The organism is Rhizobium sp. BK399 (assembly GCF_014194695.1).
Lineage (GTDB): Bacteria > Pseudomonadota > Alphaproteobacteria > Rhizobiales > Rhizobiaceae > Rhizobium.
In genome coordinates this window covers 35,431-57,284 of the sequence record NZ_JACIAH010000024.1, presented here as the reverse complement: position 1 = coordinate 57,284, position 21,854 = coordinate 35,431, and the positions used below count along the sequence as shown (strand labels likewise).

Here is a 21,854-nt window from a genome sequence, read left to right as displayed (position 1 = left end):
CGCCCGTTTCCCTTCGACATTCTCCTGAACGTTTGCAGGTTCTCTTGACCTTCCCACGATGGCAAACACCACCTATTTTAAGTCACTTGAATCGGAGACCTTCCATGTACGAATTCAATATCCAGAACATGACCTGTGGCCACTGCGCGGGCACGGTGGAAAAGGCAATCAGGGCCACCGATCCCACTGCCCAGGCCAAGGTCGACCTTCCAACCCGGACCGCAAAGGTGGAGTCAAAACTCGACCCGCTCACAATAGCGGCAGCGATCGAGAAAGCAGGCTATCCGAATACATTCACATCTCTCTAGTCTTCGGGCAGCGGACAACAACGACCTCCCCCTTGCAAATAGCAGCAGATGCTCCCGGGAATGAACGGGAGCATCCGCGCCATCAGGCCTTGTACCCGATGTGTGTCATCATCCCGCTCGCCATATGGTACAGGTGATGACAATTGGAACGGCCAACGGCCGGAGTTGTCGGCGTCAAAGGCAATGATCACCGTCGACATCATGGGCACCATTGCGGTATCGCGTAAAGCGCCGTTAATAGGCCTCCCGTTGATACCGACGACCTGGAACTTGTGTCCGTGCAGGTGCATCGGGGTGGGACATCATTGACATGTTCCTCTCCTGCAGCGTGTGAGCGTGCATCCAGTGGGTCCCGCCCTCTCGGAGGCGAAACTTATCGTGGCGGGTTTGGCCAGGCTTGCACCAGCTGGATTATCCGGCACGCAGTCCTGATCCCACGGCGGCGTTAGACCGTGCCAGTGGATCAGCGTCGGGGCGTCGATCTGGCTGGACAACTCAACATCGAATGGAGCGCCGGCGTCGAGCCTCAATCCTGGCGACCCATCCGACCGAGTTATGCCAAGCACATTCGCGGCCTGCCGTTGACCTCAATTGTTCGCTTGACGATGCTAAGTCTTTGGGTCGATCCGGCCAGTTGCGTAGCTGGCGCTATCCCGGCACTTGCTTGCCGAATGGCGAGAGGGTTGGTCGCGCCATAGATAGCCGCCCCGGCCACCCTGCAGGTGAGAAAATCGCGTCTGTACATGTCACTTGTCCGGTTTCGAGAGTAGGCGCGCAATGCAGCAGCGAAAAACGTCAGACAGCAAGCCGGGCGGGTCGAGCCCGGGCGGTACCGAATGTCCCGTCAGCGGCGAGATCTGGACCAGATAGACGACAGGGTGGGATAAGTGCAGGAACTCGGAGGCTCCTGAGGCCAATGGCCCTGCGCGCACTGAGCAAACCGAGACGCAGCAGTTCCCGGCCGTCGAATGCGACGTTCGGAATGCCGATGGCCCGCCATCTCTGCCCTATGATCCTGCACCAAGACGTGGGCGGAGGAGGGAATATCGAGGCAGGGCACAGCGTGAGCTGCGGCAAATGGCGCAAACACCAGGCCGATGGCTAGGATAACCATCGTCGCAATACGCACCAGTGTTCGATCACGGCCATGCTGTTAGCTTATTAGGGACTGAAGGGAACAGTAACCACGTTGGCGTGTCGCGCCGTTGATCCATATCATCAAGGTGAAATGAGACCCTTGACCTTCCCATTATGGGAAGGATTACTTATCTGTGCAGTGAAATGAGGATCCTCCCATGACTGCGCTCTCCCAGTTCGAAAAAAGCCTGGCACATTCCACTCCGACCGAGTTCGAAATCGAGGGCATGTCGTGCGCATCCTGCGTCAGTCGTGTGGAGAAATCGATCAAGGCCCTTCCTGGCGTCGATAGCGCATCGGTCAATCTCGCCACAGAAAGAGCCAGCGTCACATTCAAGGATGCCGTCGATCCTGCTTCGGTTCTGCGCGCCATCGAGGACGCAGGCTATCAAGCCAGGATCGATACGCAAGAATTTGGCGTCGAAGGAATGACCTGCGCCTCCTGCGTGGCCCACGTCGAGAAGGCGTTAAAGGCTGTGCCAGGGGTCATCGATGCGTCCGTCAACCTTGCGACCGAGCGGGCGACCGTGCACGTGGCGGCGGGGGCTGTTCAGACCCCGGTACTCGAAGCTGCGGTGAGGAATGCCGGATACGACGTCCGCCGCCTGCAAGCACCACAGGCCCTTGAAGACAAAGACCACCGAGCGACCGAAATCTCCAAGCTCAAAGCCCTGCTAGCGGTCTCTGCAGCGCTGGCCTTGCCGCTCTTCCTGCTGGAGATGGGTTCTCACTTCATCCCGGCCGTTCATGAGTTGATCATGGACAGCATCGGCATGCAGAACAATCTTTACCTGCAGTTCGTCCTCGCAACCGTTGTCCTGTTCGGACCTGGCCTGCGATTCTTCCAGAAGGGCGTACCGAACCTCCTGCGTCGGACGCCCGATATGAACTCGTTGGTGGTCCTCGGAACCACGGCTGCGTGGCTCTACTCCGTCGTGGCGACCTTCGCGCCGCGCTTGCTGCCGTCCGGGACTGTCAACGTGTATTACGAGGCTGCTGCGGTCATCGTGACCCTCATCCTGCTCGGGCGTTTTCTCGAGGCCCGCGCCAAAGGGCGGACCAGCCAGGCCATCAAGCGGCTGATCGGCCTCCAGGCCAGGACTGCTTTCGTGTCGCGCAACGGTGCGTTCGTCGAAACCGAGATCGAGGACGTGGTCGTCGGCGACATCATTCGCATCCGGCCGGGCGAGAAGGTGCCCGTCGATGGCATCGTCGCAACCGGTAGCTCATATGTCGATCAGTCGATGATAACAGGCGAGCCGATACCGGTCGAAAAAACAGCCGACAGCGAGGTCGTCGGCGGCACGATCAATACAAATGGCACGTTCACCTTCCAGGCGACCAAGGTGGGCAGCGACACCCTTCTGGCGCAGATCATCAGGATGGTCGAAGCGGCGCAGGGATCGAAACTGCCGATTCAGGCTCTGGTCGACAAGGTGACAGGCTGGTTCGTCCCCGCGGTCATCTTCGCCGCAGCATTCACCTTTGTCGCCTGGTATGCGCTTGGCCCGTCGCCCGCCCTGAGTTTCGCACTGGTTAACGCGGTGGCAGTCCTCATCATCGCGTGCCCATGCGCCATGGGTCTGGCGACGCCAACATCGATCATGGTCGGAACCGGCCGCGCGGCCGAACTCGGCATTCTCTTTCGGAAGGGAGAGGCTCTGCAAAGCCTTCGCGAAGCCGATATCGTCGCTTTCGACAAGACCGGCACCCTGACGAAGGGTCGCCCTGAACTGACCGATATTGAGGTCCGGGACGGATATGCGGAAATCGAAGTCCTGCAACTGGTCGCCAGCGTCGAGACCCTGTCGGAGCATCCGATTGCCAAGGCATTGGCGGCAGCGGCTTGGGAACGGGGCATTCGTGCTCTCCCTGTCACCGACTTTCAGGCGAACCCCGGCTTCGGCATTAAAGGCTCGGTCAACGGCCGAAAGGTTCTGGTCGGTGCTGACCGCGCCTTGGAGAAAGCGGGTATCGACATCGGCCAATTCCGTGAGAAAGCCGCCGCTCTTGGCGATCAGGGGAAGTCACCACTCTATGCGGCCATCGACGGCAATCTCGCAGCGATTATCGCGGTGTCTGATCCTGTAAAGGAAACAACCCCAGCAGCCGTGGCTGCGCTCCATGCGCTCGGCCTGAAGGTGGCGATGATCACCGGAGACAACAAACGCACCGCCGACGCAATCGCCCGCCAATTGGGTATCGACGAGGTCGTCGCCGAAGTCCTTCCGGACGGCAAGGTAGAGGCCGTGAAGCGTCTGCGGGCCGGTGGCAGAAAGGTTGCCTTCATTGGCGATGGTATCAATGACGCTCCGGCTTTGACCGAAGCGGACGTCGGCCTCGCTGTCGGCACGGGCACCGACATTGCAATCGAAAGTGCGGACGTCGTGCTGATGTCTGGCGACCTGAACGGTGTACCGAAGGCCATCGCCCTCAGCAAATCGACGATCCGGAACATCAAGCAGAACCTGTTTTGGGCCTTTGCTTACAACGTGAGCTTGATCCCGGTAGCAGCAGGCGTGCTTTACCCGGTAAACGGCACCCTGATGTCACCGATATTCGCAGCAGCAGCCATGGCGATGTCCAGCGTCTTCGTACTTGGAAATGCGCTACGCCTCCGCTCTGTAAACCCATAACCCATTACGAAGCGGGCTGGCCTGGAAGGGCCGCCCGCATTCAAGGAGATCGAACATGAATATTGGACAGGCCGCAAAGGCGAGCGGCGTTTCGGCGAAAATGATCCGCTACTACGAACAGATCAAGCTGATCACGCCCGCTCACCGGACGGAGTCGAGCTATCGAACCTACGCCGACAACGACATCCACACGCTGCGCTTCATCCGCCGGGCACGCGATCTCGGCTTTTCCGTGGAGCAGATGAAGACACTGCTCGCGCTCTGGCGAGACCGTTCTCGCGCAAGCGCGGACGTCAAGAGCATCGCCATGGAGCACATCGCCGAACTGGAACGGAAGGCAGCCGCCATCCATGCGATGACGGAAACCCTGAAACATCTTGCGACACACTGCCACGGCGACGAGCGTCCGGACTGCCCGATCATCGAGGAGTTCGCAAATGCAGGTGATGCGGATGACGTTCCAGCCATGAACGCTCCATTCGGCGTAAACGGTATCAGGGCTGAGCAGCCGGTACGACGGTGACTGCTATTCCATGCGGAACCTGACATGACAGCTCGTGCAGGTCTGCAGCATAAGGTGGAAGGCATGCTCGGCAGGGAGGGATGAAAGCTCGGCCTCGCTCTTGACATGGGTCCCGAGCGGCCCGCCGCCCATCGGCTCGCCGGGCTTCATTCGCATGCTGTCGGTCATAACCGCCGGATTCTTCCCGGCGGCCACAGCCAGCGCCGCCGCATAGGACTTGAGGTCATTTGCCAGGCGGTCGAAACGGTCACGTTCCTCGATGATATTTGGCTTCGCCTTCGAAGCCGGAGATGCGGCTTCCGACGCGAAGTGGTCGATCAGCGTCTGGCCCGCCTTGTCTCGGATAAGCTCGGCTGCCCACTTGAACTCGGGCGACGAATAGGTCGACGGCACCTTGAACATGCCCGCGATGGACTTGGTGGCAGCCGCGATTGCCTTCATATCCGCCTGCCGGACGGTCACGATGTCGCCCGCGCAAACCGCAGCAGACGCGACAGCCAGAAAAATCAATGAACCGACAATAACGGACCTCATGGCATCCCTTCGCTGGCAGGATCGATGAACGAACCTGGCACGGCTCGGCATCGACTTGAATTTGATCAAGATCAATGTCTTACTTTGCGTCTCAGCTATCTACAGACATTGGCAAGATTCAGCCCAGTTCGATTTAGCGACGAGGTTCAAGGACGGAAAGTCATGGTCGCGGTTTTCATCGCAGTCCTGCTCTTCCTTTCCCCTGTGATGCCAAGCTTCACAGCCGACCTCTCCGTTGTTTCCCAAACGCACGTTTCGGCCGACCAGAGTTCTCACGAAGATTGCGACGATTCAAAACCGCACGCTGTCCCTGGCCAATGCTGTGCCTTGCAGTGTCTGGTGTTTGTCGCAGAGGCCGTTGCGCCAGAAGTCCATCACGTTCCGAGTTTCATTGACGTCGCCTACCGGCAACCAGTCGATCACCTGACCGGTGTCATTTTCCCACCATCGCTGGGACCGCCCCGTACCGCTGCCTGACCTGACGAGCGTGGCCATTGCGCGGCCGCGCGAGCTGGCAACGGAAAACACGGAGTGTCTCGTGACAACGGTACATCATCACGACCATGAACATATGGCGGCATCGCCACCGCCTACGATAACCGGCGAGCCGGTCATCTATACCTGTCCCATGCATCCCCAGATACGGCAGCCCGGCCCGGGTAACTGTCCAATCTGCGGCATGACCCTCGAACCTGAAGTGGTGACAGCTGAGACCGGCCCCAGCGTCGAGCTGATCGATATGCAACGTCGGTTCCGGATCGGCCTGGTGCTCTCTCTGCCGGTCCTGGCGCTGGAGATGGGCGGCCACCTCACGAACCTGCACATGCTTCTCGGCGCTCAGACGTCGAACTGGGTGCAGATGGTTTTGGCCACCCCTGTCGTGCTCTGGGCTGGCTGGCCGTTCTTTCAACGGGGGTGGCAGTCACTGGTCAGTCGTCACCTCAACATGTTTACCCTGATCGCCATGGGAACCGGCGTCGCCTGGATTTATAGTGCGGTCGCGACCGTGTTCCCGGAAATCTTTCCGGAAACGGTTCGCTCAAACGAAGGCGCGGTTGCGGTCTACTTTGAGGCGGCAGCAGTCATCACGGTCCTCGTGTTGTTGGGTCAGGTTCTTGAGCTTCGAGCCCGCGAGCAAACGGGCGGCGCGATCCGGGCCCTGCTCGATCTCGCTCCGAAGATGGCGCGACGCGTGAAAGCGGATGGCTCCGACGAAGATGTCGGCCTCGATGTCATTGTGGTCGGGGTCCGGCTTCGTGTTCGCCCCGGCGAGAAGGTACCGGTCGATGGCATCCTTCTCGAAGGTAGAAGCTCGGTCGACGAGTCGATGATCACAGGCGAGTCCATGCCTGTCTCCAAGGAAGTCGGCTCGAAGCTGATCGGCGGCACTATGAATCAGACCGGCGGTTTCGTCATGGAGGCCGGAAAGGTCGGCCGTGACACGATGCTTTCCCAGATCGTGCGGATGGTCGCCGAGGCACAGCGCTCTCGTGCGCCGATCCAGCGCCTGGCCGACCAGGTGTCGGGCTGGTTCGTACCGGTCGTTATCGTCATTGCGGTCATCGCCTTTGTCGCATGGCTGCTGATAGGTCCGGAGCCGCGATTTGCCCATGGGTTGGTCGCAGCCGTCGCTGTCCTGATCATTGCGTGCCCATGCGCCTTGGGGCTGGCGACACCGATGTCGATCATGGTGGGCGTCGGTCGCGGCGCAAGGCTCGGGGTTCTCATCAAGAACGCCGAGGCACTGGAACGGATTGAAAAGATTAACACCCTCGTGGTCGACAAGACCGGGACCCTCACCGAGGGGCGTCCGAAAGTGACAGCCATCATTCCTCGCGACGGCGTGGCGGCTGATGACGTCCTGCAGTTGGCCGCCAGCCTGGAACGGTCGAGCGAGCATCCGCTTGCCCATGCTATCGTCGTCGCTGCTCAAGATCAGAATCTCCCTCTCCAAGACGCGCAAGACTTCGACAGTCCGGTCGGCAAAGGCGTGACGGGGAATGTTTCAGGAAAAAAGCTTATCCTGGGAAGCCACAGGATCATGGCCGACGCTAACGTCGACGTCCTGCCAATGACGGCTCAAGCGGAGGAACTCCGAGACGAAGGCGCAACCGTCATCTTCCTGGCAATCGATGGCTCGCTGGCCGGTCTCTTTGCCATCGCTGATCCGATCAAGGCCACGACACCGCAGGCCGTGAAGGCGCTGATGGAAGAAGGCGTCGAAGTTGTCATGCTGACCGGCGACAACAAGACGACGGCGGCAGCAGTTGCTCGCAAGCTCGGCATCACCTCGGTGGAGGCGGAAGTCCTTCCAGAAGACAAGAGCAAGATCGTCTCGCGGCTGAGGGGCGAAGGCCGCATCGTTGCCATGGCTGGCGACGGCGTTAATGATGCACCTGCACTTGCGGCGGCCGACGTCGGAATTGCCATGGGAACCGGAACGGATGTCGCTATCGAAAGTGCGGGCGTAACCCTGCTGAAGGGCGATCTACAAGGCATTGTCAGGGCAAGGCAGCTTAGCCGGGCGACGATGCGTAACATCCGGCAGAACCTGTTCTTCGCCTTCATCTACAACGCTGCTGGCGTACCGATAGCGGCGGGCGCTCTCTATCCCGTCTTCGGAATCCTCCTCTCCCCCATCATCGCCGCCGCCGCCATGACCCTGTCGTCCGTGAGCGTCGTCGGCAATTCCCTCAGACTCAGGAGTATCGGACTATGAATTCGCGCACCTGGATTTTGATGGCGGCATCACTTGGCATTATCGTCGTGTTCTTCATGCTCCGGGAGCATTGGCCGCACGCGCTTGGCATCGCCCCATACCTTCTTCTTTTGGCATGTCCGCTGATGCACCTGTTGCATGGACACGGTGGTCATGGAGGTCATGACCACAAGGACGGCGCGTGATGACGTACGAGGACTCTGCGATAAGCACCATCGACCTGCTGGCTCCGCCCCAGCAGGTCTTCGCGTTCCTCGATGATCCAACCGTTGTCGGGGCCCATATGCAGAAGCCCTCGCTGATGATGCTGGGGGCTTCCATGGAATACGAGGTCGATCATGGGAACGGGCAAGTTGTCGGCTCCATCGTGAAGATGCGAGGCAGGGTCCTCGGCATGGACGTGTTCGTTGAAGAGATCGTCACCGAACGGCAACCGCCGTGGCGAAAATCATGGCAGACGCTCGGCCGTCCGAAACTGCTGGTCATCGACAACTACCACATGGATTTCGTCATAAAGCCGATCAGAGAAGGCTCCCGGGTGATCGTCAAAATTCAATACTCGTATTCCCGCAGCCCGATTGGCAGCTGGCTCGGCTCGTTCCCGGCGAAAGCATATGCAGGGTTGTGCGTGTCGAAAATGACGTCAGAGGCTTTGAAACACTTCGCATCCCCACGCAATGGCCAATAACGGATAGGCCGGCCTCCTGGGCCTCCCGTCGGCATCATTTCGCAGTTCTCGGCGCAGCGTCGACAAGCGTCGACAAAGCTTTCCATGTTGATCGGTCCATCTTCATGTTGCCGACCAACGACATATCCATCTTCGAGCCGCCACTGGATGACGTGCCCCTCTTGCCCATATCCTCTTGCACTTTTCGAGATAGGTCATGTCCTGCGCCATCATGACAACAGGATCAAGCAGCGGGCGCGGACGCTTTATTGCCAGCCGAATATTGCGACTACCGAAGTTTTCCCATGCAAGTGAGCCGCCCGAATGCAAGCTGCGTAGTTTGTCGGTATCTCGTCGACGCAATCATAGCCCGCCACCTTCGCCGATGGCGGGCTCAAATTCGTGAAGTGCTAGGCAAGCAGGTTGCGTTGTGTGGCGACCTCTTCGAGGATGCGCTTGACGCGAAGAACATCTGGCGAAATCGGGCTACCGGCATCGCTGGATGCTCGAACTGCATTATTCAAGTGATCGATCGCAACTAGGATCTCCTCGTCGCCAATGGACTTATCCGTAGCCATACTCTCGGCAACACCGCCGGTATTCAACATGTTTCATCACCTCTTCATTCATTGAAGCGAGGCGGAAACTAGGTGATTTGGTGTTCGTATGCTTTCCGTGTCGAGCTTTGTGGTTACCAAATAATTACTTTAATTACTAACGTCCACGTCGTTTGAGGTAACCGGTTGCGACGGTAGAGGAGCATGTCCCGGATAGTGCGATTCCGGCTGTGGAAAACGATAGCCGCGAGCGCGAACCGCGGTGACGAAACGCTCATATTCTGGCCCGCTTGTAGAACGGTTCGTTCCCGGTAGCGGGATTTGCAATGCCTCACGCCCCCCGGGGGCTAGGACCGGGAGGCCCTGATCCGCATCGTTCTGCCCACGGAATAGCTGCAGTCCGGAGAGGTAGTCAGAGGTCTGAGACGCGGGCCCCGCCTCTTCGTCGTAGGTCGGACATAGCGGCCGCACGTCGACCGGCCGGCGCGGAACGACGTGCTTCAATGTACGAGCCTCAAAGGGGAGGCAGGACGGTTGGCAGCTTTGGCTTTCATTGCAGCAATCGAGTGGTACGCACCGACCAGAGAAATGTTCGGCAGAACTCGCGAGAAGAGGCACGGCTCCACGCAAAATCCGACGCACTATGCCGCGTGAAGTTTATGAAGTTCAGTTGCGTGCGCTGGCAGGAAATCCCGGTGAAAAGCCGCCGCGGCGTAAACTGAAAGGACACCATCCTGGCTGCGGACGATGAAATCGCTGGGCCGCGCCCTAAGAGCTTCAGTCGCGTTGAATACCGTAACAGCAGCCGTGGCGATAACCATATGGCCACGCTCGTAGAATTCACGGACCCAATCCGGCAAAGTGGCCCAACCTGCTCCGAGGAAGCAAATCTCCCGACCCCGTACGACTTCGACCCGCGCAGGTGTTCTTAGATATTCCCGCATTGGTTCCAATCGGGGCTTCACGGCCGCTAGGGGAGCGCCACCGAGAGGGAGGAGGTAGTATTTCCAGCACTTTTCCGCTTTCTGTCCAGGGTTAGTTGGCACCCTTACTTGCCTGCGCTGCCCCTTAGGTCTATCACTTCACCTGGAAGAATCTAAACTATCGGAGAAGTACGTGGCTAACGGAACTGTAAAGTTTTTCAATCAGGACAAGGGCTTCGGCTTCATAACGCCAGTCAATGGTGGCCCGGACGTCTTCGTGCATATCTCTGCCGTCCAGGGCGGATCGCTACGCGATGGCCAGAATGTCAGCTACGAGCTGGGTCAAGATCGCAAGACCGGAAAATCCAAGGCCGAGAACGTACGTCCGGTCTGATCACGACCTACAACAAATTAGGCCCGCGGGAAATCGCACCGCAACCCGCGGGGCTGAAATTATCATGTGCAACTTCATCGAGAGAGCTTCGCCAGCCGAGGGGGATTGGCCATGTCTAGGGATCGGCAGCCACGATTGTGAAGGTTGATAGCTGCGTCGCACGGAAACGACGACGCCTGATCGTCCCACTCGACTTTGTAATATCGATACCATTCCCTGACAGCCTGCGACATGATGCTGTGGTCAGTCTTAGCTTTGTCCTGAGATACCGCCGAAAGGCACGGCTGTTAGGACATACTGGTAGAAGTCAGTGACGGCCGATTTCGGCTTCAACTTTCTTCCGGGAATTGCCAGCATTCCTGACCGCTTCCTTGACGGTATCGTTGGAGACGCCTTCCTTCTTTGCCTCGTATGTTACCTCGTGGTCCTGGCCGCCGGCGACGCGGGCGCGATCCTGTGCATGGCTTCGAGATGTTTGCGTCTTTGCCATTGCATGTCCTCCTTGATCAATGTTCGCAGCAGGAACTCGCTACGACTCCAGTAGTTCCCTCGAAATAACGAATACCAATCGCGCCGCTTGAAGCGACGACTGAAGCCGCTATGCAGGCTCGCACGACGGAAATCAGGATAACCATGCGGTACCTCTGGACACTGGAGCGCGACGGGCGGGAACCGCGGGGTGGTCTTGATGCCGTCGATGCCTTGATCGAATTCCTGCGTTCAGAGGACCTGCCGGGGATCATGCCGCCGGATTGGATCGTCGCGACCCTTCAGATGGATGAAGACGACAACGGCGTCGCTGTCCAATCCTCGCCTCATGGGTGGAGGCTCCGCGTGAAGCGGATGGCATAGTTCGTCCTCAACCACCGGCGCCACGTCGTCGGTCATTCACCCGTTGACAGACAAATTATATCCATTATTCTGGATGTATGGAACCTAAGGACGCTATCGCGGCGCTGGCTGCCCTCGCCCAGACGACAAGGCTCGAAACTTTCCGCCTGCTTGTGAGGGCGGAGCCAGATGGCATCCCCGCGGGAGAACTGGCTCGCATTTTGGACGTGCCGCAGAATACCATGTCCGCGCATCTCGCCACCCTGTCGCGTGCTGGCATCGTGAAAAGCGAGAGGCAAAGCCGCTCTATTATCTACCGGGCGGACCTCGAGGGTTTCCGGGCGCTCACGTTGTTCCTACTTATGGACTGCTGCGGTGGAAACGCTGAGCTTTGCGCTCCTCTCATCGCCGATCTGACGCCATGTTGCTCCCCGGAGTCCGGGCCATGTATGAACTGACGCTCGCCCCCATATGGGCGGCCGAGCAGTTGAAGACGGCGCTGGCCGCTGCCGGGCTACCGATAGACGATGTCGATGGACCCGACAGAGCGTACTTCCGGCTCGTCGACGACGAAAACCAGGTCCTTGGCTATGCAGGTATCGAAGCGGCCTCAGATGAAGCCGTCCTTCTGCGATCCGTGGTGATCGTGCCGGAATTCAGATCGCGTGGATACGGGCGGCATCTCACAGAAATGACACTAGCCCGAATACCCATGGCGTCTGAGGTCTATCTCGTCACCACGAGAGCCGCATCCTTCTTCGAGCGCGTCGGCTTCCAGGTCGTCGCACGCGATCAGGTGCCGCAGACAATTCTTTCCACCCGCCAGCTGTCGGGCATCTGTCCCGCATCGGCGACGATCATGAAACTGACCAGGCGGCCTGCGACCTAACCACGGAACACGACCATGACCGACAAGACTTACAACGTGCTCTTCCTGTGCACGGGCAATTCCGCACGCTCAATCCTCGCTGAGTCCATCCTCAACAAGGAAGGCGCTGGTCGCTTCAGGGCATTCTCCGCCGGCAGTCAGCCCAAGGGCGAAGTGAACCCGCATGCGCTCAAGGAGCTGGACGCCCTCGGCTATCCCTCGACGGGTTTCTCATCGGAAAGCTGGGACGTCTTCGCTAAACCCGGAGCGCCTGAGATGGACTTCATCTTCACCGTCTGCGACAGCGCCGCTGGTGAAGCCTGCCCGGTCTGGATCGGCCACCCGATGACGGCGCACTGGGGCGTCGAGGACCCTGCGGCCGCCATCGGGACCGAGGTCGAAATCCAGCGCGCCTTCGCGCTGGCTGCGCGCTTCCTCAAGAACCGCATCTCCGCCTTCATCAATCTTCCGCTCGCCTCGATCGACCGCATGGCGCTCGAGCAGCATGTCCGCCACATCGGTTCGCTTGAGGGCGCTTCTGTCAAATCCGCAAAGGCCGAGTGATATGTCCACCTTCGAACGATATCTGACCGTCTGGGTCTTCCTCTGCATCGTGGTTGGAATCGCGCTCGGCCATGTCATGCCTGGCGTGTTCCATGGCATCGGCGCGGCCGAAGTCGCCAACGTGAACATCCCGGTCGCCGTGCTGATCTGGCTGATGGTCATCCCGATGCTGCTGAAGATCGACTTCGGCTCGCTGGCGAAGGTCGGCAGCTATTGGCGCGGGATCGGTGTGACGCTCTTCGTCAACTGGGCCGTCAAGCCCTTCTCGATGGCACTGCTCGGCTGGCTGTTCGTCGGATGGCTTTTCCGCCCACTGCTCCCGGCCGACCAGATTGACTCATACATTGCTGGTCTGATCATTCTGGCGGCCGCGCCGTGCACCGCCATGGTGTTCGTGTGGTCGAATCTCACGAAGGGCGAGCCCCACTTCACCCTGTCACAGGTAGCCCTCAATGACGCCATCATGATCGTCGCTTTCGCACCGATCGTCGGACTGCTATTGGGCCTCTCGGCGATCACGGTCCCCTGGGATACTCTGGCGATATCGGTGGTCCTCTATATCCTCATCCCGGTCGCCATCTCCCAGATGGTTCGCAAGCGCCTGACTGCTGATGGCACGACGCGATCCCTGAACAGTTTGCTGGCAAGGCTGCAGCCCCTTTCGCTTCTTTCCCTCCTTGCCACCTTGATCCTGCTCTTCGGGTTCCAGGGCGAGCAAATCATCGCGCAGCCCGCCGTCATCGGCTTGCTCGCGGTGCCGATCCTGATCCAGGTCTACTTCAACTCCGCACTGGCCTACCTGCTGAACCGGATATCGGGCGAACAGCATTGCGTCGCCGGGCCGTCAGCCCTCATTGGGGCAAGCAATTTCTTCGAGCTCGCGGTCGCCGCCGCCATCAGCGTGTTCGGCTTCCAGTCCGGAGCGGCGCTCGCGACCGTCGTCGGCGTCCTCATCGAGGTTCCCGTGATGCTGTCGGTCGTCTGGATCGTGAACCGTACCAAGGGCTGGTACGAGGCCGCGCCCGCCGTTTCCAAAAACGCCGCAACCGAAAGGACATGAACATGGATGTCATAATCTACCACAACCCCACATGCGGGACGTCGCGGAACACGCTCGAAATGATCCGCAATGCGGGCATCGAGCCGAGTGTAATCGAATACCTCAAGACGCCGCCGTCACGAGCCGAACTGGTGAAAATGATCGCTGACGCGGGCCTCACCGTGCGTCAGGCGATCCGTGAGAAGGGAACGCCCTACGAAGAACTTGGTCTCGACGATCCTTCGTTGACCGACGACCAATTGCTCGACGCCATGCTCAAGGACCCGATCTTGATCAACCGACCGTTCGTCGTCACGCCGCTCGGCACGAGGTTGAGCCGGCCGTCTGAAGCTGTGCTCGATATCCTGCCGGACACTCAAAAAGGTGCCTTCGCCAAGGAAGACGGCGAGAAGGTTCTCGACGAGAAGGGGAAGCGCGTTGTCTGAGGAATTTCCCGCTCTCGAGGAGCGGCATCTTCGCCAGCCTGACCTCGAAGCGCTCCGCCCGCGGTTCCCGACACACAAGCCGCGCATCCTGATCCTCTACGGATCGCTCCGTGACGTTTCCTACAGCAGGTTTCTCGCTCACGAGGCACGCCGTCTGCTGGAGCGAATGGGATGCGAGGTTCGGGTGTTCGATCCCAAGGGCCTCCCCCTGCCAGATGAAGCTCCCGTCAGCCATCCCAAGGTGCAGGAACTTCGTGAACTTTCCGAATGGTCCGAAGGCCAGGTATGGGTCAGCCCCGAGCGCCATGGCGCGATGACCGGCGTCATGAAGTCCCAGATCGACTGGATTCCCCTTGCCGTCGGGTCGGTGCGGCCAACGCAGGGAAAGACGCTCGCGGTAATGCAGGTATCTGGCGGCTCGCAGTCATTCAATGCCGTCGGCCAGCTTCGCATCCTCGGCCGCTGGATGCGGATGATCACGATCCCCAATCAGTCTTCTGTCGCCAAGGCATATCAGCAGTTCGATGCCGACGGGCGGATGAAGCCGTCGTCCTACTACGACCGTGTCGTCGACGTCTGCGAGGAACTGGTGAAGTTCACTTTGCTGACTCGCGACGCCTCGTCCTACCTCACCGACCGCTACAGCGAGCGGAAGGAAGACGCGGCCAAGCTCGAACAGCGGGTTCAGCTGAAGTCGATCTGATCTCAGCCAGCGGCGACAACGCTACGTTTCGTCGCCATCGCCACGCTGACGAATGCGGCCATGCCGACCATCCCGAGCGCGGCCGTGACGAACAATGACAGACTGATGCCAAGCAGTTCCATAGCCATCGCAAAGGCGAAAGGCGCGGCAGCTCCCAATGCGAGGCGGGCGGCCGCCATCCTGCCCGTGATCGCTCCGTAGCCGTCGCTGCCGAACAGATAAAGCGGAAGGCTGCCCTGTGCGATCGAATTGATCCCCGAGCCGAGACCAAGGCAGATCGCGAAGGCGACGGCTCCCGGCAGCCAGCTTCCACTCAGGCCGAGGATCAAGATGCCGACGACCATGAGCGCAGCCGATATGACCGCAAGCATGGGCGGCAACAGGCGCGTGCCGAAGATCATATTGAGCAGGCGGCTCAGAACCTGGGCGGGTCCGAAAAGCGAGCCGATGACCACCGCGGCCGCTCCAAGACCGAGATCACCGAGCATCGGAACCATGTGCGCGAGGATCGATGCCAGAGTGAACCCGAGGATCGCGAAGGCGGCCGAGACGACGACCATCGCACCCCGGCGGGCCTCCGGCGGGATTGCGCCGATCACTCGTTGTCGTTCGCGAGCGGTTCCGTTGGCGCTTGCCGCCTTACCCTTCCGCATCATCCAGAAATGCAGGGGCATGCAAACGACCAGATTGAGGGCTGCGAACACCAGGTAGATTTCCCGCCACGACATATATCCCATCAGCGCCGCCGAGATCGGCCAGAAGATCGTGGAGGCAAAGCCGCCGATGAGCGTCAGATAGGTGATGCTCCGGGAGGCCGTCTTTGGATCGCTTTCGACGAGCGCCGCGAAGGCAGCCTGGTACTGGACCATCCCGGAGGATACCTCTAGCAGGACGATAGCGAGCGCGAACACGGCGACCGACGGTGACCAAGCGCAAAGGGCGAGCGTCAGTGCCGAGAAAAGCGAGCCGACGGTCAGCACGGTCGCCGCCCCGATCCCGTCCATCTGTTTTCCAATCATCGGGGCCGAAAGCCCACCGACGAGGAGCGACACCGAGAACACGCCGAAGACCTGCTCGAGAGTGATCCCGAGGTCCTTCGCCATTCCGGGCGCGAGGATTGAAAACGAATAGTAGAGCGTCCCGTAGCCGATGATCTGGGTCAGGCCGAGCGCGAAAATCGTTGCGAGCGAAATCGCGTTCTTCGTATCACGCATTTTGGTTCTCTTCCGACGTCTCGGTAGAGCAGCAGGCTCCCTCACCTTCGCCAACCCCAAGTACTCGCAGATGTCCCGCGCAGCAGTCGTGCATAAGGAACGTGACTAGCCCCGATAGTGCCTCGTAGTTCGCGCTGTAGACGATCGATCGGGACTCCCTCCGCTGGTCGATCAGCCCGGCCCGTTCGAGTTCCTTGAGATGGAACGAGATGTTCGACGGAGAGACACCCATCTTCTCGGCGATCGCACCCGCCGCCATTCCATCCGGACCGGCGACCACGAGCGTGCGTACGACGCCCAAGCGGGTTTCTTGCGACAGCGCCGCGAAAGACATAAGGGCTTGACGTTCTTCCATAATTCAATATTCCTTGAAACATTGATCAGAGGGGTAGCGCATATGGACTCGATCATCAAGACGGTTTCGACGACATTGGACATCACTTTGGGACAACTCCTGTCCCACGTCGGCTCCGCGCCGAATTTGCCGTTGATATTGTCGTACGAGGAGGGCCGGCTACCACGTCACGGAGGTCAAGGGCGGGCGGTTCTCGGCCCTCGATTGCGGGGCGAATCCCGAAGAATGGTCAGAAATCTTTGTTGTTTCCTCACACCTTTCTCGGGAGGTCAATGGCCAGCGAGGACACTTCCGCGAGTGAACCTCGACATGAGAACGAGCCTTCAAGCTTTCAATCCTTTGGCTCCCGCCTCCTCGAACGCTTCGCGACTTGCGGCAACGTGCTCGTCTCACCCGGGGCGATATGGCCTTTTGGAATGCCCCAGCGGGCGTTCCTAAGGCTCCCGGCCAGCCTGGCGTTCGAGGGCAGCCAAAAGTTCGTACGCGTTGCCTCGGGATGCCGAAAGAACTGCGGGATCGAGAAATCGATGGCAGCTGTCACAGAGTGGCTGAATTCCAGAAAACGACCAGTTTCAGGCAAGCCGTTGCGACCATGGTCTCCTGGCTTTTGCCCAGGAGGTTTCTATGAAAATCGATTTTCACAGCTCGGTTTACAGTGTGTTAGCCCGCCAAACGGGAAACTCCCCGTCCGTCAGCGATGAGAAATTTGAACTACCCTCGTCTACTCCCACCAAGATTCCGGCGCTGAAGACCGACGCACAGTTGGTGGACGATTTTTACCGAAGGCTGGTACAGTCAAACTTCGCAGCCGACACCAATGAAGACGGCAGGGTCTCGAAGGAGGAATACGCCCAGAGCAACAAAGAACTCGCCGCGGCAAACGACCGGCCCTACGACGCGGCCGTCGTGGATAGGCATTGGAACGTGTTGGATCCGACCCACAAAGGAAGCGTCGACCAGGATGAAATGCGCGCCGGACTTGAGCGGCTCCTGCCCGTCAGCGTTGGTCACCTCAGCGATGCGGAGGCTGCGCGTCTCCGCAATCTGAAACCAAGTACCTAAAGTGCATGACGCCATAGGCGGTCATCGCCATGCACGTGGTGCGGCGGCTCTCGATTAGCGCTAAGATCGAGAACCCGCTATGTTTATCAACTGGCCCGCGGAACACGCCGTGCCGGGCACGAGCAATTTGAATGGTCCGGCAAAAGGACCGTTGCCTGGGATCGCACTGGACGATTGACGGGTCCGCAGAAATCAGATTGAGCGAAGCTCAGATTATCGACGCCGACCCCACGTAAAACGACCTGTTCCGGGCAAACAATCCTGTTGGCGGCCCTGGCGAGGCCTGCTATGTCGGGCGTGCCTATGGGACGCTTCGGACAGCCGATGAAGTCGCCTCGGCTATCGAATATCTGTTGCCCGACGACGCTAGCATGATGATAGGGCAGATGTTGAATGTCGATGGTGGAGCGTCCATCGGCAGAGCAGCAATGGACGACGCCCGCTTCAAGCAAAGGCCGAAACGGGCGTCCTAGAAGCGCCTGCTGAGAAAGTCAGGCATCAAAATAGACTGCGCCGATACAACTCATTTCGGGCCGCAAGCGATACTCAGAAATCCCACCATACCGGAACCCAGCGAAACAGATCGCCGGCAGCCGCCACACGCCCCACGGAGGGGAAAGGCAAGTGCGTCGATACCAACCAAGACCCATTGGCGGCGAGTTCATGCATGAGACGAAGGCGAACTCGCGTCGCTTCCTCTGGGTCGTGCTCGAAGCCGTTGTGCCATTCCGGATGATCGAACGAAACGGGGAAGATGGCGTCGCCTGCGAACATCAGTCGCTCGCCGCCAGACGCAAGGCGTACAACACTATGTCCAGGGGTATGGCCGCCCGTGCGAGCGACGGTGACGCCCGGCGCTACCTTGGCCTCATCCACGAATGTTCGAAGATGGCTGCCGTATTCGCGCAAGAATTCCAAAGATGCACGCCGTGCGAGTTCGACAAGAGGCGGTGGCATGGCGGTCCGAGAGAAGTCGGGCGACTGCCAAAATTCGGCTTCCGCTGAAGACACATGAATCCTGAGGTTCGGCCGTAACCGTTCCTTGACACCGTCAGCAAGCAAGCCGCCGACGTGGTCGAAATGCATGTGGGTGAGGATTACGTCCGTGACCGCCGCGAGATCGACGCCTGCCGCCTCCAGCCGCTGAACAAACAAGCCGGCCCTTGGGAAGTCCGGATACTCTTCCCCCAGACCACTGTCTATCAGTATCGTCTGGCTGCCGCTGTGCACGACGACCGCATTTAAGGCCCAGTCGAAGGCCTCTTTCGACAAGAACATGTTGTCCAGCCAGGCCGACCGAGTTGCCGGGTCGGCGTTGGTGGCCATTGACTCGGCCGGCGGCGTCAGCACGCCGTCGCTGATCACAAGTACGTCGATGTCGCCAACGCGCACTGCATAGCGCGAGGGGACCAGTTCGCCTTGAGGGTTACCGAGTATAGGCCCAGGGATCGACGTGGTGGTGGGTCTTGCATCTACCGTTGACATGATAGGCTCCAGATAAGGTTGTTGAGAGCTGTCGGTCATAGGTCGCGATCAGAACCTTAGATCGGGGACAAGATGTGGTCGAGGTATGCTTAGGTTTGGGGGTGCTGCGACGCGACCTCCTTGGCAGTGCTTTTTCCGCCGACTCTACTCCCTGCCAAAGCCTTCTACTCGCTTCATCAAAGGCAGGCGTTTGGCGAGTGGCCTTGCGCCAGGCCGATTACTAACCTTGGTATATCTATTTTTCTTCCTCGCAGGTCGCATACGATCCCAGCCGGTCATAGGCAGGATCAAAAGCGAAGGAGAAGCATGATGCGAAAGCTCGCGACCTTTTTGTTTTGCTCGGCACTGATTGCAGTACCGGCCGGCGCGGCGGACAAACCTCACAACGCCAAAGTCTCCGTGGTCTTCGACCACCCCCTCCCCAACGTACCAGGCAAGAGCATGCGCGGCGTGCTCGTCGAGTACGGGCCAGGTGGCCATAACCCGTCGCATACCCATGCCAAAAGCGCATTCATCTACGCCACGGTCATCGAAGGCGAGATTAAGAGCCAGCTCAACGACGGTAAGGTGACAATCTACAAGACCGGTGAAAACTGGATCGAAGTCCCCGGTGACCACCACCAGGTCAGCGCCAATGCCAGCGATACGAAGCCCGCCAAAATTCTCGCGGTCTTCGTTGTCGACACTGATGAAACGAAGCTCACGATACCGGATGGCGCTACCGATTAGGGTTGCGGCGGTACGGCTCTCTCAAGCCGGCTCTTCTCTGAACTTCGGCGGCCACATCCGAACATTGATGTGCCGCCCCCAAACAAGGTATGGAACCATGAAAATCGTCATCATCGGAGGCTCAGGCCTTATCGGGACGAAAGTTGCCGAGCGCCTGCGAACGCGTGGGCACGAGGTAGTTCAGTCCTCTCCGTCCACTGGAGTCAACTCTCTCACGGGCGAAGGTCTCGGCGGCGCGCTGGCTGGAGCAAACGTCGTAATAGACGTCACGAACTCCCCCTCCTGGGAACCGAGCGCCGTGCTTTTGTTCTTCGAGACGTCAACGACCAATCTGCTCAAGGCGGAGCGTGCCGCCGGAGTTCGCCACCATGTCGCGCTCTCCATCGTCGGGATCGAGCGATCTCCGGAGAACGGCTACTTCAGGGCGAAACTCGCACAGGAAGCGCTTATCAAGAAGGATGGCGCTCCATATACGATCGTGCGGTCGACGCAGTTTCTCGAATTTCTGGGAGGTATCGCTGATAGTGCCACGGTCGATGGAGCTGTCCACGTGTCGCATGGCGCGTTCCAACCGATAGCCGCCGACGAGGTTGCAGGCTTCGTCGCGGAAGCGGCGACCGCCACCGCCGAGAACCGAACGATAGAAATCGCCGGACCCGAGAAAAAACCGATGAGCGACTTCGTAATCGAATATCTCGCTTCCATCGGCGATAGTCGGAAGGTTCTTGTCGATCCTCAGGCGCGGTATTTCGGCACGCTGGTCGATGACCGGGCATTGGTTCCTTTAGGTACCGCCAAGCTCGGAACTCTCGACTTCAGGACGTGGCACGCGCAACGCTCACAAGCCGCGGCCTGACACAGAGGAATCCGGCCGCCGGGCGCGTAAAACCGTGCCCGACGGCCAAGCAGACCTGCCAACCTAAGTGTTGAAAGGACAGGGCCATGGTCGAGTTGCCCAGACAGGAAACATTCGGCAAAAGCATAGAGACTGGCCGGGAGAACGAGGATGCGGCGCCTCAAACGGCAGAGCCCCTCTCAAAGGTACGGACCCGATCCCCGAAACTCTTGCTCAAAAGGAGCGGATACGCGATCGCCGCTATTGCGGTGGTGGGATATGTCGCTCACTTCGGCTACGACTACTGGACGACGGGACGGTTCATCGAATCGACAGATGACGCCTATGTTAAGGCGGACTACACGACCATCGCCCCCAAGGTGGGGGGTTACATCAAGGATGTTCTGGTCAACGACAACGATTTCGTAAATGCCGGTCGAGTCCTTGCGACGATCGACGACAGGGACTTTCAAATCGCCCACAACTCCGCCCGAGCCGACCTGCAGAGCGCTGAAGCTGCGATTGCCAATCTCGACGCCCAGATCGAACTGCAAGCTTCCGTTATCGAGCAGGCGAAAGCCTCAGTCGACGTATCGAAAGCCTCCTACAACTTCGCCAAGTCCGACGCGGCAAGGAATGCTCGGCTGACCTCGAACGGATCGGGGACCCTATCGCGCGCGGAGCAAAGCAAATCCATCCTGGACCAGGCTTCCGGAGCGGTCGATCGGGATCAGGCTGCTCTCGTTTCCGCCCAGAGCAGGGTCCAGGTCCTCAGAACGCAGCGGGATCAGGCGGTAGCTCAACGCGACAAGGCCACGGCTGCCGTCGATCAAGCAGCCGTCAATCTCTCCTATACCCGCATTGTCGCAGCCGTGGACGGGACGGTCGGCGCACGATCGGTCCGGGTTGGACAGTTCGTGGCCTCAGGCACGCAATTGATGGCGGTCGTCCCGTTGCATGCGGTTTACATCGTGGCGAACTTCAAGGAGACCCAGCTCACGCATATGCACCCTGGCCAACAAGCCGAGATCAGGGTGGACAGCTTTCCCAAGCTCAAGATCAAGGGACACGTCGATAGTATCTCTCCCGCCAGCGGCCTGGAGTTTTCCCTGCTCCCACCCGACAACGCTACGGGCAATTTTACGAAGATCGTTCAGCGCATTCCGGTAAAAATCCTCATCGATGACGAGCGCCTCTCCGCCACGCTGCGGTCAGGCATGTCGGTGGAGCCGGAAATCGACACGAAAGACGCCTACGCGCCGGAAGCGCCATAGCAATATCGAAAACGAAGCTCACCCGCACGTTCGTAACTACGGAGAGGCATG

25 protein-coding genes are annotated in these 21,854 nt (G+C 59.4%); 18 read left to right on the top strand and 7 right to left on the bottom strand.

The window, feature by feature from the left end:
• The first annotated feature begins 104 nt into the window (after window positions 1-104).
• Window positions 105-308 carry a heavy-metal-associated domain-containing protein gene (locus tag FHT97_RS28450; RefSeq protein WP_183758298.1) on the top strand — a complete coding sequence of 68 codons (204 nt, stop codon included), beginning with the start codon at window positions 105-107 and terminating at the stop codon, window positions 306-308.
• Here FHT97_RS28450 and FHT97_RS31215 read toward each other — a convergent pair.
• Window positions 305-598 (bottom strand): multicopper oxidase domain-containing protein, encoded by a 294-nt coding sequence (locus tag FHT97_RS31215; protein ID WP_246712826.1) that lies wholly within the window; start codon window positions 596-598, stop codon window positions 305-307. The genes FHT97_RS28450 and FHT97_RS31215 overlap by 4 nt on opposite strands.
• Before the next feature lie 1,005 nt (window positions 599-1,603).
• Between FHT97_RS31215 and FHT97_RS28440 the strand changes: the two genes are divergently transcribed.
• Together FHT97_RS28440 and cueR are read left to right on the top strand one after the other, a co-directional pair.
• Window positions 1,604-4,081 (top strand): heavy metal translocating P-type ATPase, encoded by a 2,478-nt coding sequence (locus FHT97_RS28440; RefSeq protein ID WP_183864899.1) that lies wholly within the window; start codon window positions 1,604-1,606, stop codon window positions 4,079-4,081.
• Window positions 4,082-4,136: 55 nt separating this feature from the next.
• Window positions 4,137-4,604, top strand: a complete 468-nt coding sequence (cueR, locus tag FHT97_RS28435; protein WP_183758294.1) for a Cu(I)-responsive transcriptional regulator — start codon at window positions 4,137-4,139, stop codon at window positions 4,602-4,604.
• Window positions 4,605-4,607: 3 nt separating this feature from the next.
• Here cueR and FHT97_RS28430 read toward each other — a convergent pair whose 3' ends face one another.
• Window positions 4,608-5,138 (bottom strand): cytochrome c, encoded by a 531-nt coding sequence (locus FHT97_RS28430; RefSeq protein WP_183864898.1) that lies wholly within the window; start codon window positions 5,136-5,138, stop codon window positions 4,608-4,610.
• A gap of 571 nt (window positions 5,139-5,709) precedes the next feature.
• Here FHT97_RS28430 and FHT97_RS28425 point away from each other — a divergent pair.
• Genes FHT97_RS28425 through FHT97_RS28415 form a run of 3 tightly spaced genes read left to right on the top strand, consistent with a single transcriptional unit; the run spans window position 5,710 to window position 8,545 of the window.
• Complete coding sequence (locus FHT97_RS28425) at window positions 5,710-7,857, top strand: copper-translocating P-type ATPase (RefSeq protein WP_183864908.1); 2,148 nt, start codon at window positions 5,710-5,712, stop codon at window positions 7,855-7,857.
• Window positions 7,854-8,042 carry a DUF2933 domain-containing protein gene (locus FHT97_RS28420; protein WP_183864897.1) on the top strand — a complete coding sequence of 63 codons (189 nt, stop codon included), beginning with the start codon at window positions 7,854-7,856 and terminating at the stop codon, window positions 8,040-8,042. Before FHT97_RS28425 ends, FHT97_RS28420 begins: the two co-directional genes overlap by 4 nt.
• Window positions 8,042-8,545 (top strand): SRPBCC family protein, encoded by a 504-nt coding sequence (locus FHT97_RS28415; RefSeq protein ID WP_183864896.1) that lies wholly within the window; start codon window positions 8,042-8,044, stop codon window positions 8,543-8,545. Before FHT97_RS28420 ends, FHT97_RS28415 begins: the two co-directional genes overlap by 1 nt.
• A gap of 389 nt (window positions 8,546-8,934) precedes the next feature.
• Here the strand turns inward: FHT97_RS28415 and FHT97_RS28410 are convergent, their stop codons facing one another.
• Window positions 8,935-9,132: a hypothetical protein gene (locus tag FHT97_RS28410; RefSeq protein WP_183864895.1), complete on the bottom strand. Its 198-nt coding sequence runs from the start codon at window positions 9,130-9,132 to the stop codon at window positions 8,935-8,937.
• A gap of 1,065 nt (window positions 9,133-10,197) precedes the next feature.
• On the opposite strand from FHT97_RS28410, the gene FHT97_RS28405 reads away from it, so the two are divergent.
• On the top strand, window positions 10,198-10,398 hold the full coding sequence (locus FHT97_RS28405; RefSeq protein ID WP_183758285.1) for a cold-shock protein: 201 nt from the start codon (window positions 10,198-10,200) through the stop codon (window positions 10,396-10,398).
• Window positions 10,399-10,705: 307 nt separating this feature from the next.
• On the opposite strand, the gene FHT97_RS28400 is transcribed toward FHT97_RS28405, so the two are convergent.
• Window positions 10,706-10,888: a DUF3606 domain-containing protein gene (locus FHT97_RS28400; protein WP_183758283.1), complete on the bottom strand. Its 183-nt coding sequence runs from the start codon at window positions 10,886-10,888 to the stop codon at window positions 10,706-10,708.
• A 110-nt stretch (window positions 10,889-10,998) separates the two neighbouring features.
• Here FHT97_RS28400 and FHT97_RS28395 point away from each other — a divergent pair, with 110 nt between their 5' ends.
• The 7 genes from FHT97_RS28395 to arsH all read left to right on the top strand — a co-directional run bounded on the left by FHT97_RS28395 (window position 10,999) and on the right by arsH (window position 14,849).
• Window positions 10,999-11,250, top strand: coding sequence for a hypothetical protein (locus tag FHT97_RS28395; RefSeq protein WP_210296796.1), 252 nt, complete (start codon window positions 10,999-11,001; stop codon window positions 11,248-11,250).
• A 77-nt stretch (window positions 11,251-11,327) separates the two neighbouring features.
• Window positions 11,328-11,687 carry a metalloregulator ArsR/SmtB family transcription factor gene (locus FHT97_RS28390; RefSeq protein WP_183758281.1) on the top strand — a complete coding sequence of 120 codons (360 nt, stop codon included), beginning with the start codon at window positions 11,328-11,330 and terminating at the stop codon, window positions 11,685-11,687.
• Window positions 11,675-12,118, top strand: a complete 444-nt coding sequence (gene arsN2, locus FHT97_RS28385; protein WP_183864894.1) for an arsenic resistance N-acetyltransferase ArsN2 — start codon at window positions 11,675-11,677, stop codon at window positions 12,116-12,118. The genes FHT97_RS28390 and arsN2 overlap by 13 nt, the downstream gene beginning before the upstream one ends.
• Window positions 12,119-12,133: 15 nt before the next feature.
• The gene (locus tag FHT97_RS28380; RefSeq protein ID WP_183864893.1) at window positions 12,134-12,661 is read left to right on the top strand and encodes an arsenate reductase ArsC; all 528 of its coding nucleotides are present in this window, start codon (window positions 12,134-12,136) and stop codon (window positions 12,659-12,661) included.
• A gap of 1 nt (window position 12,662) precedes the next feature.
• Complete coding sequence (gene arsB / locus FHT97_RS28375) at window positions 12,663-13,721, top strand: ACR3 family arsenite efflux transporter (RefSeq protein WP_183864892.1); 1,059 nt, start codon at window positions 12,663-12,665, stop codon at window positions 13,719-13,721.
• The gene (arsC, locus tag FHT97_RS28370) at window positions 13,718-14,146 is read left to right on the top strand and encodes an arsenate reductase (glutaredoxin) (RefSeq protein ID WP_183864891.1); all 429 of its coding nucleotides are present in this window, start codon (window positions 13,718-13,720) and stop codon (window positions 14,144-14,146) included. Before arsB ends, arsC begins: the two co-directional genes overlap by 4 nt.
• Entirely contained in the window at window positions 14,139-14,849 is a 711-nt protein-coding gene (arsH, locus tag FHT97_RS28365) for an arsenical resistance protein ArsH (RefSeq protein ID WP_183864890.1), read from the top strand. The genes arsC and arsH overlap by 8 nt, the downstream gene beginning before the upstream one ends.
• A gap of 2 nt (window positions 14,850-14,851) precedes the next feature.
• Here the strand turns inward: arsH and arsK are convergent, their stop codons facing one another.
• Window positions 14,852-16,063 carry an arsenite efflux MFS transporter ArsK gene (gene arsK / locus FHT97_RS28360; RefSeq protein WP_183864889.1) on the bottom strand — a complete coding sequence of 404 codons (1,212 nt, stop codon included), beginning with the start codon at window positions 16,061-16,063 and terminating at the stop codon, window positions 14,852-14,854.
• Window positions 16,056-16,418: a metalloregulator ArsR/SmtB family transcription factor gene (locus tag FHT97_RS28355; RefSeq protein ID WP_183864888.1), complete on the bottom strand. Its 363-nt coding sequence runs from the start codon at window positions 16,416-16,418 to the stop codon at window positions 16,056-16,058. Before FHT97_RS28355 ends, arsK begins: the two co-directional genes overlap by 8 nt.
• 624 nt (window positions 16,419-17,042) lie before the next feature.
• Here FHT97_RS28355 and FHT97_RS28350 point away from each other — a divergent pair.
• Complete coding sequence (locus tag FHT97_RS28350; RefSeq protein ID WP_183864887.1) at window positions 17,043-17,480, top strand: EF-hand domain-containing protein; 438 nt, start codon at window positions 17,043-17,045, stop codon at window positions 17,478-17,480.
• Window positions 17,481-18,026: 546 nt separating this feature from the next.
• Here FHT97_RS28350 and FHT97_RS28345 read toward each other — a convergent pair.
• Complete coding sequence (locus tag FHT97_RS28345; protein ID WP_183864886.1) at window positions 18,027-18,965, bottom strand: MBL fold metallo-hydrolase; 939 nt, start codon at window positions 18,963-18,965, stop codon at window positions 18,027-18,029.
• Between the two features lie 309 nt (window positions 18,966-19,274).
• Between FHT97_RS28345 and FHT97_RS28340 the strand changes: the two genes are divergently transcribed.
• From FHT97_RS28340 to FHT97_RS28330, 3 genes are all read left to right on the top strand, one after another.
• A complete protein-coding gene (locus FHT97_RS28340) occupies window positions 19,275-19,694 on the top strand; it encodes a cupin domain-containing protein (RefSeq protein ID WP_183864906.1) in 420 nt (139 codons plus the stop codon).
• Window positions 19,695-19,791: 97 nt separating this feature from the next.
• On the top strand, window positions 19,792-20,550 hold the full coding sequence (locus FHT97_RS28335) for an SDR family oxidoreductase (protein ID WP_183864885.1): 759 nt from the start codon (window positions 19,792-19,794) through the stop codon (window positions 20,548-20,550).
• Window positions 20,551-20,636: 86 nt separating this feature from the next.
• The gene (locus tag FHT97_RS28330) at window positions 20,637-21,803 is read left to right on the top strand and encodes an HlyD family secretion protein (protein WP_183864884.1); all 1,167 of its coding nucleotides are present in this window, start codon (window positions 20,637-20,639) and stop codon (window positions 21,801-21,803) included.
• Window positions 21,804-21,854 lie beyond the last annotated feature (51 nt).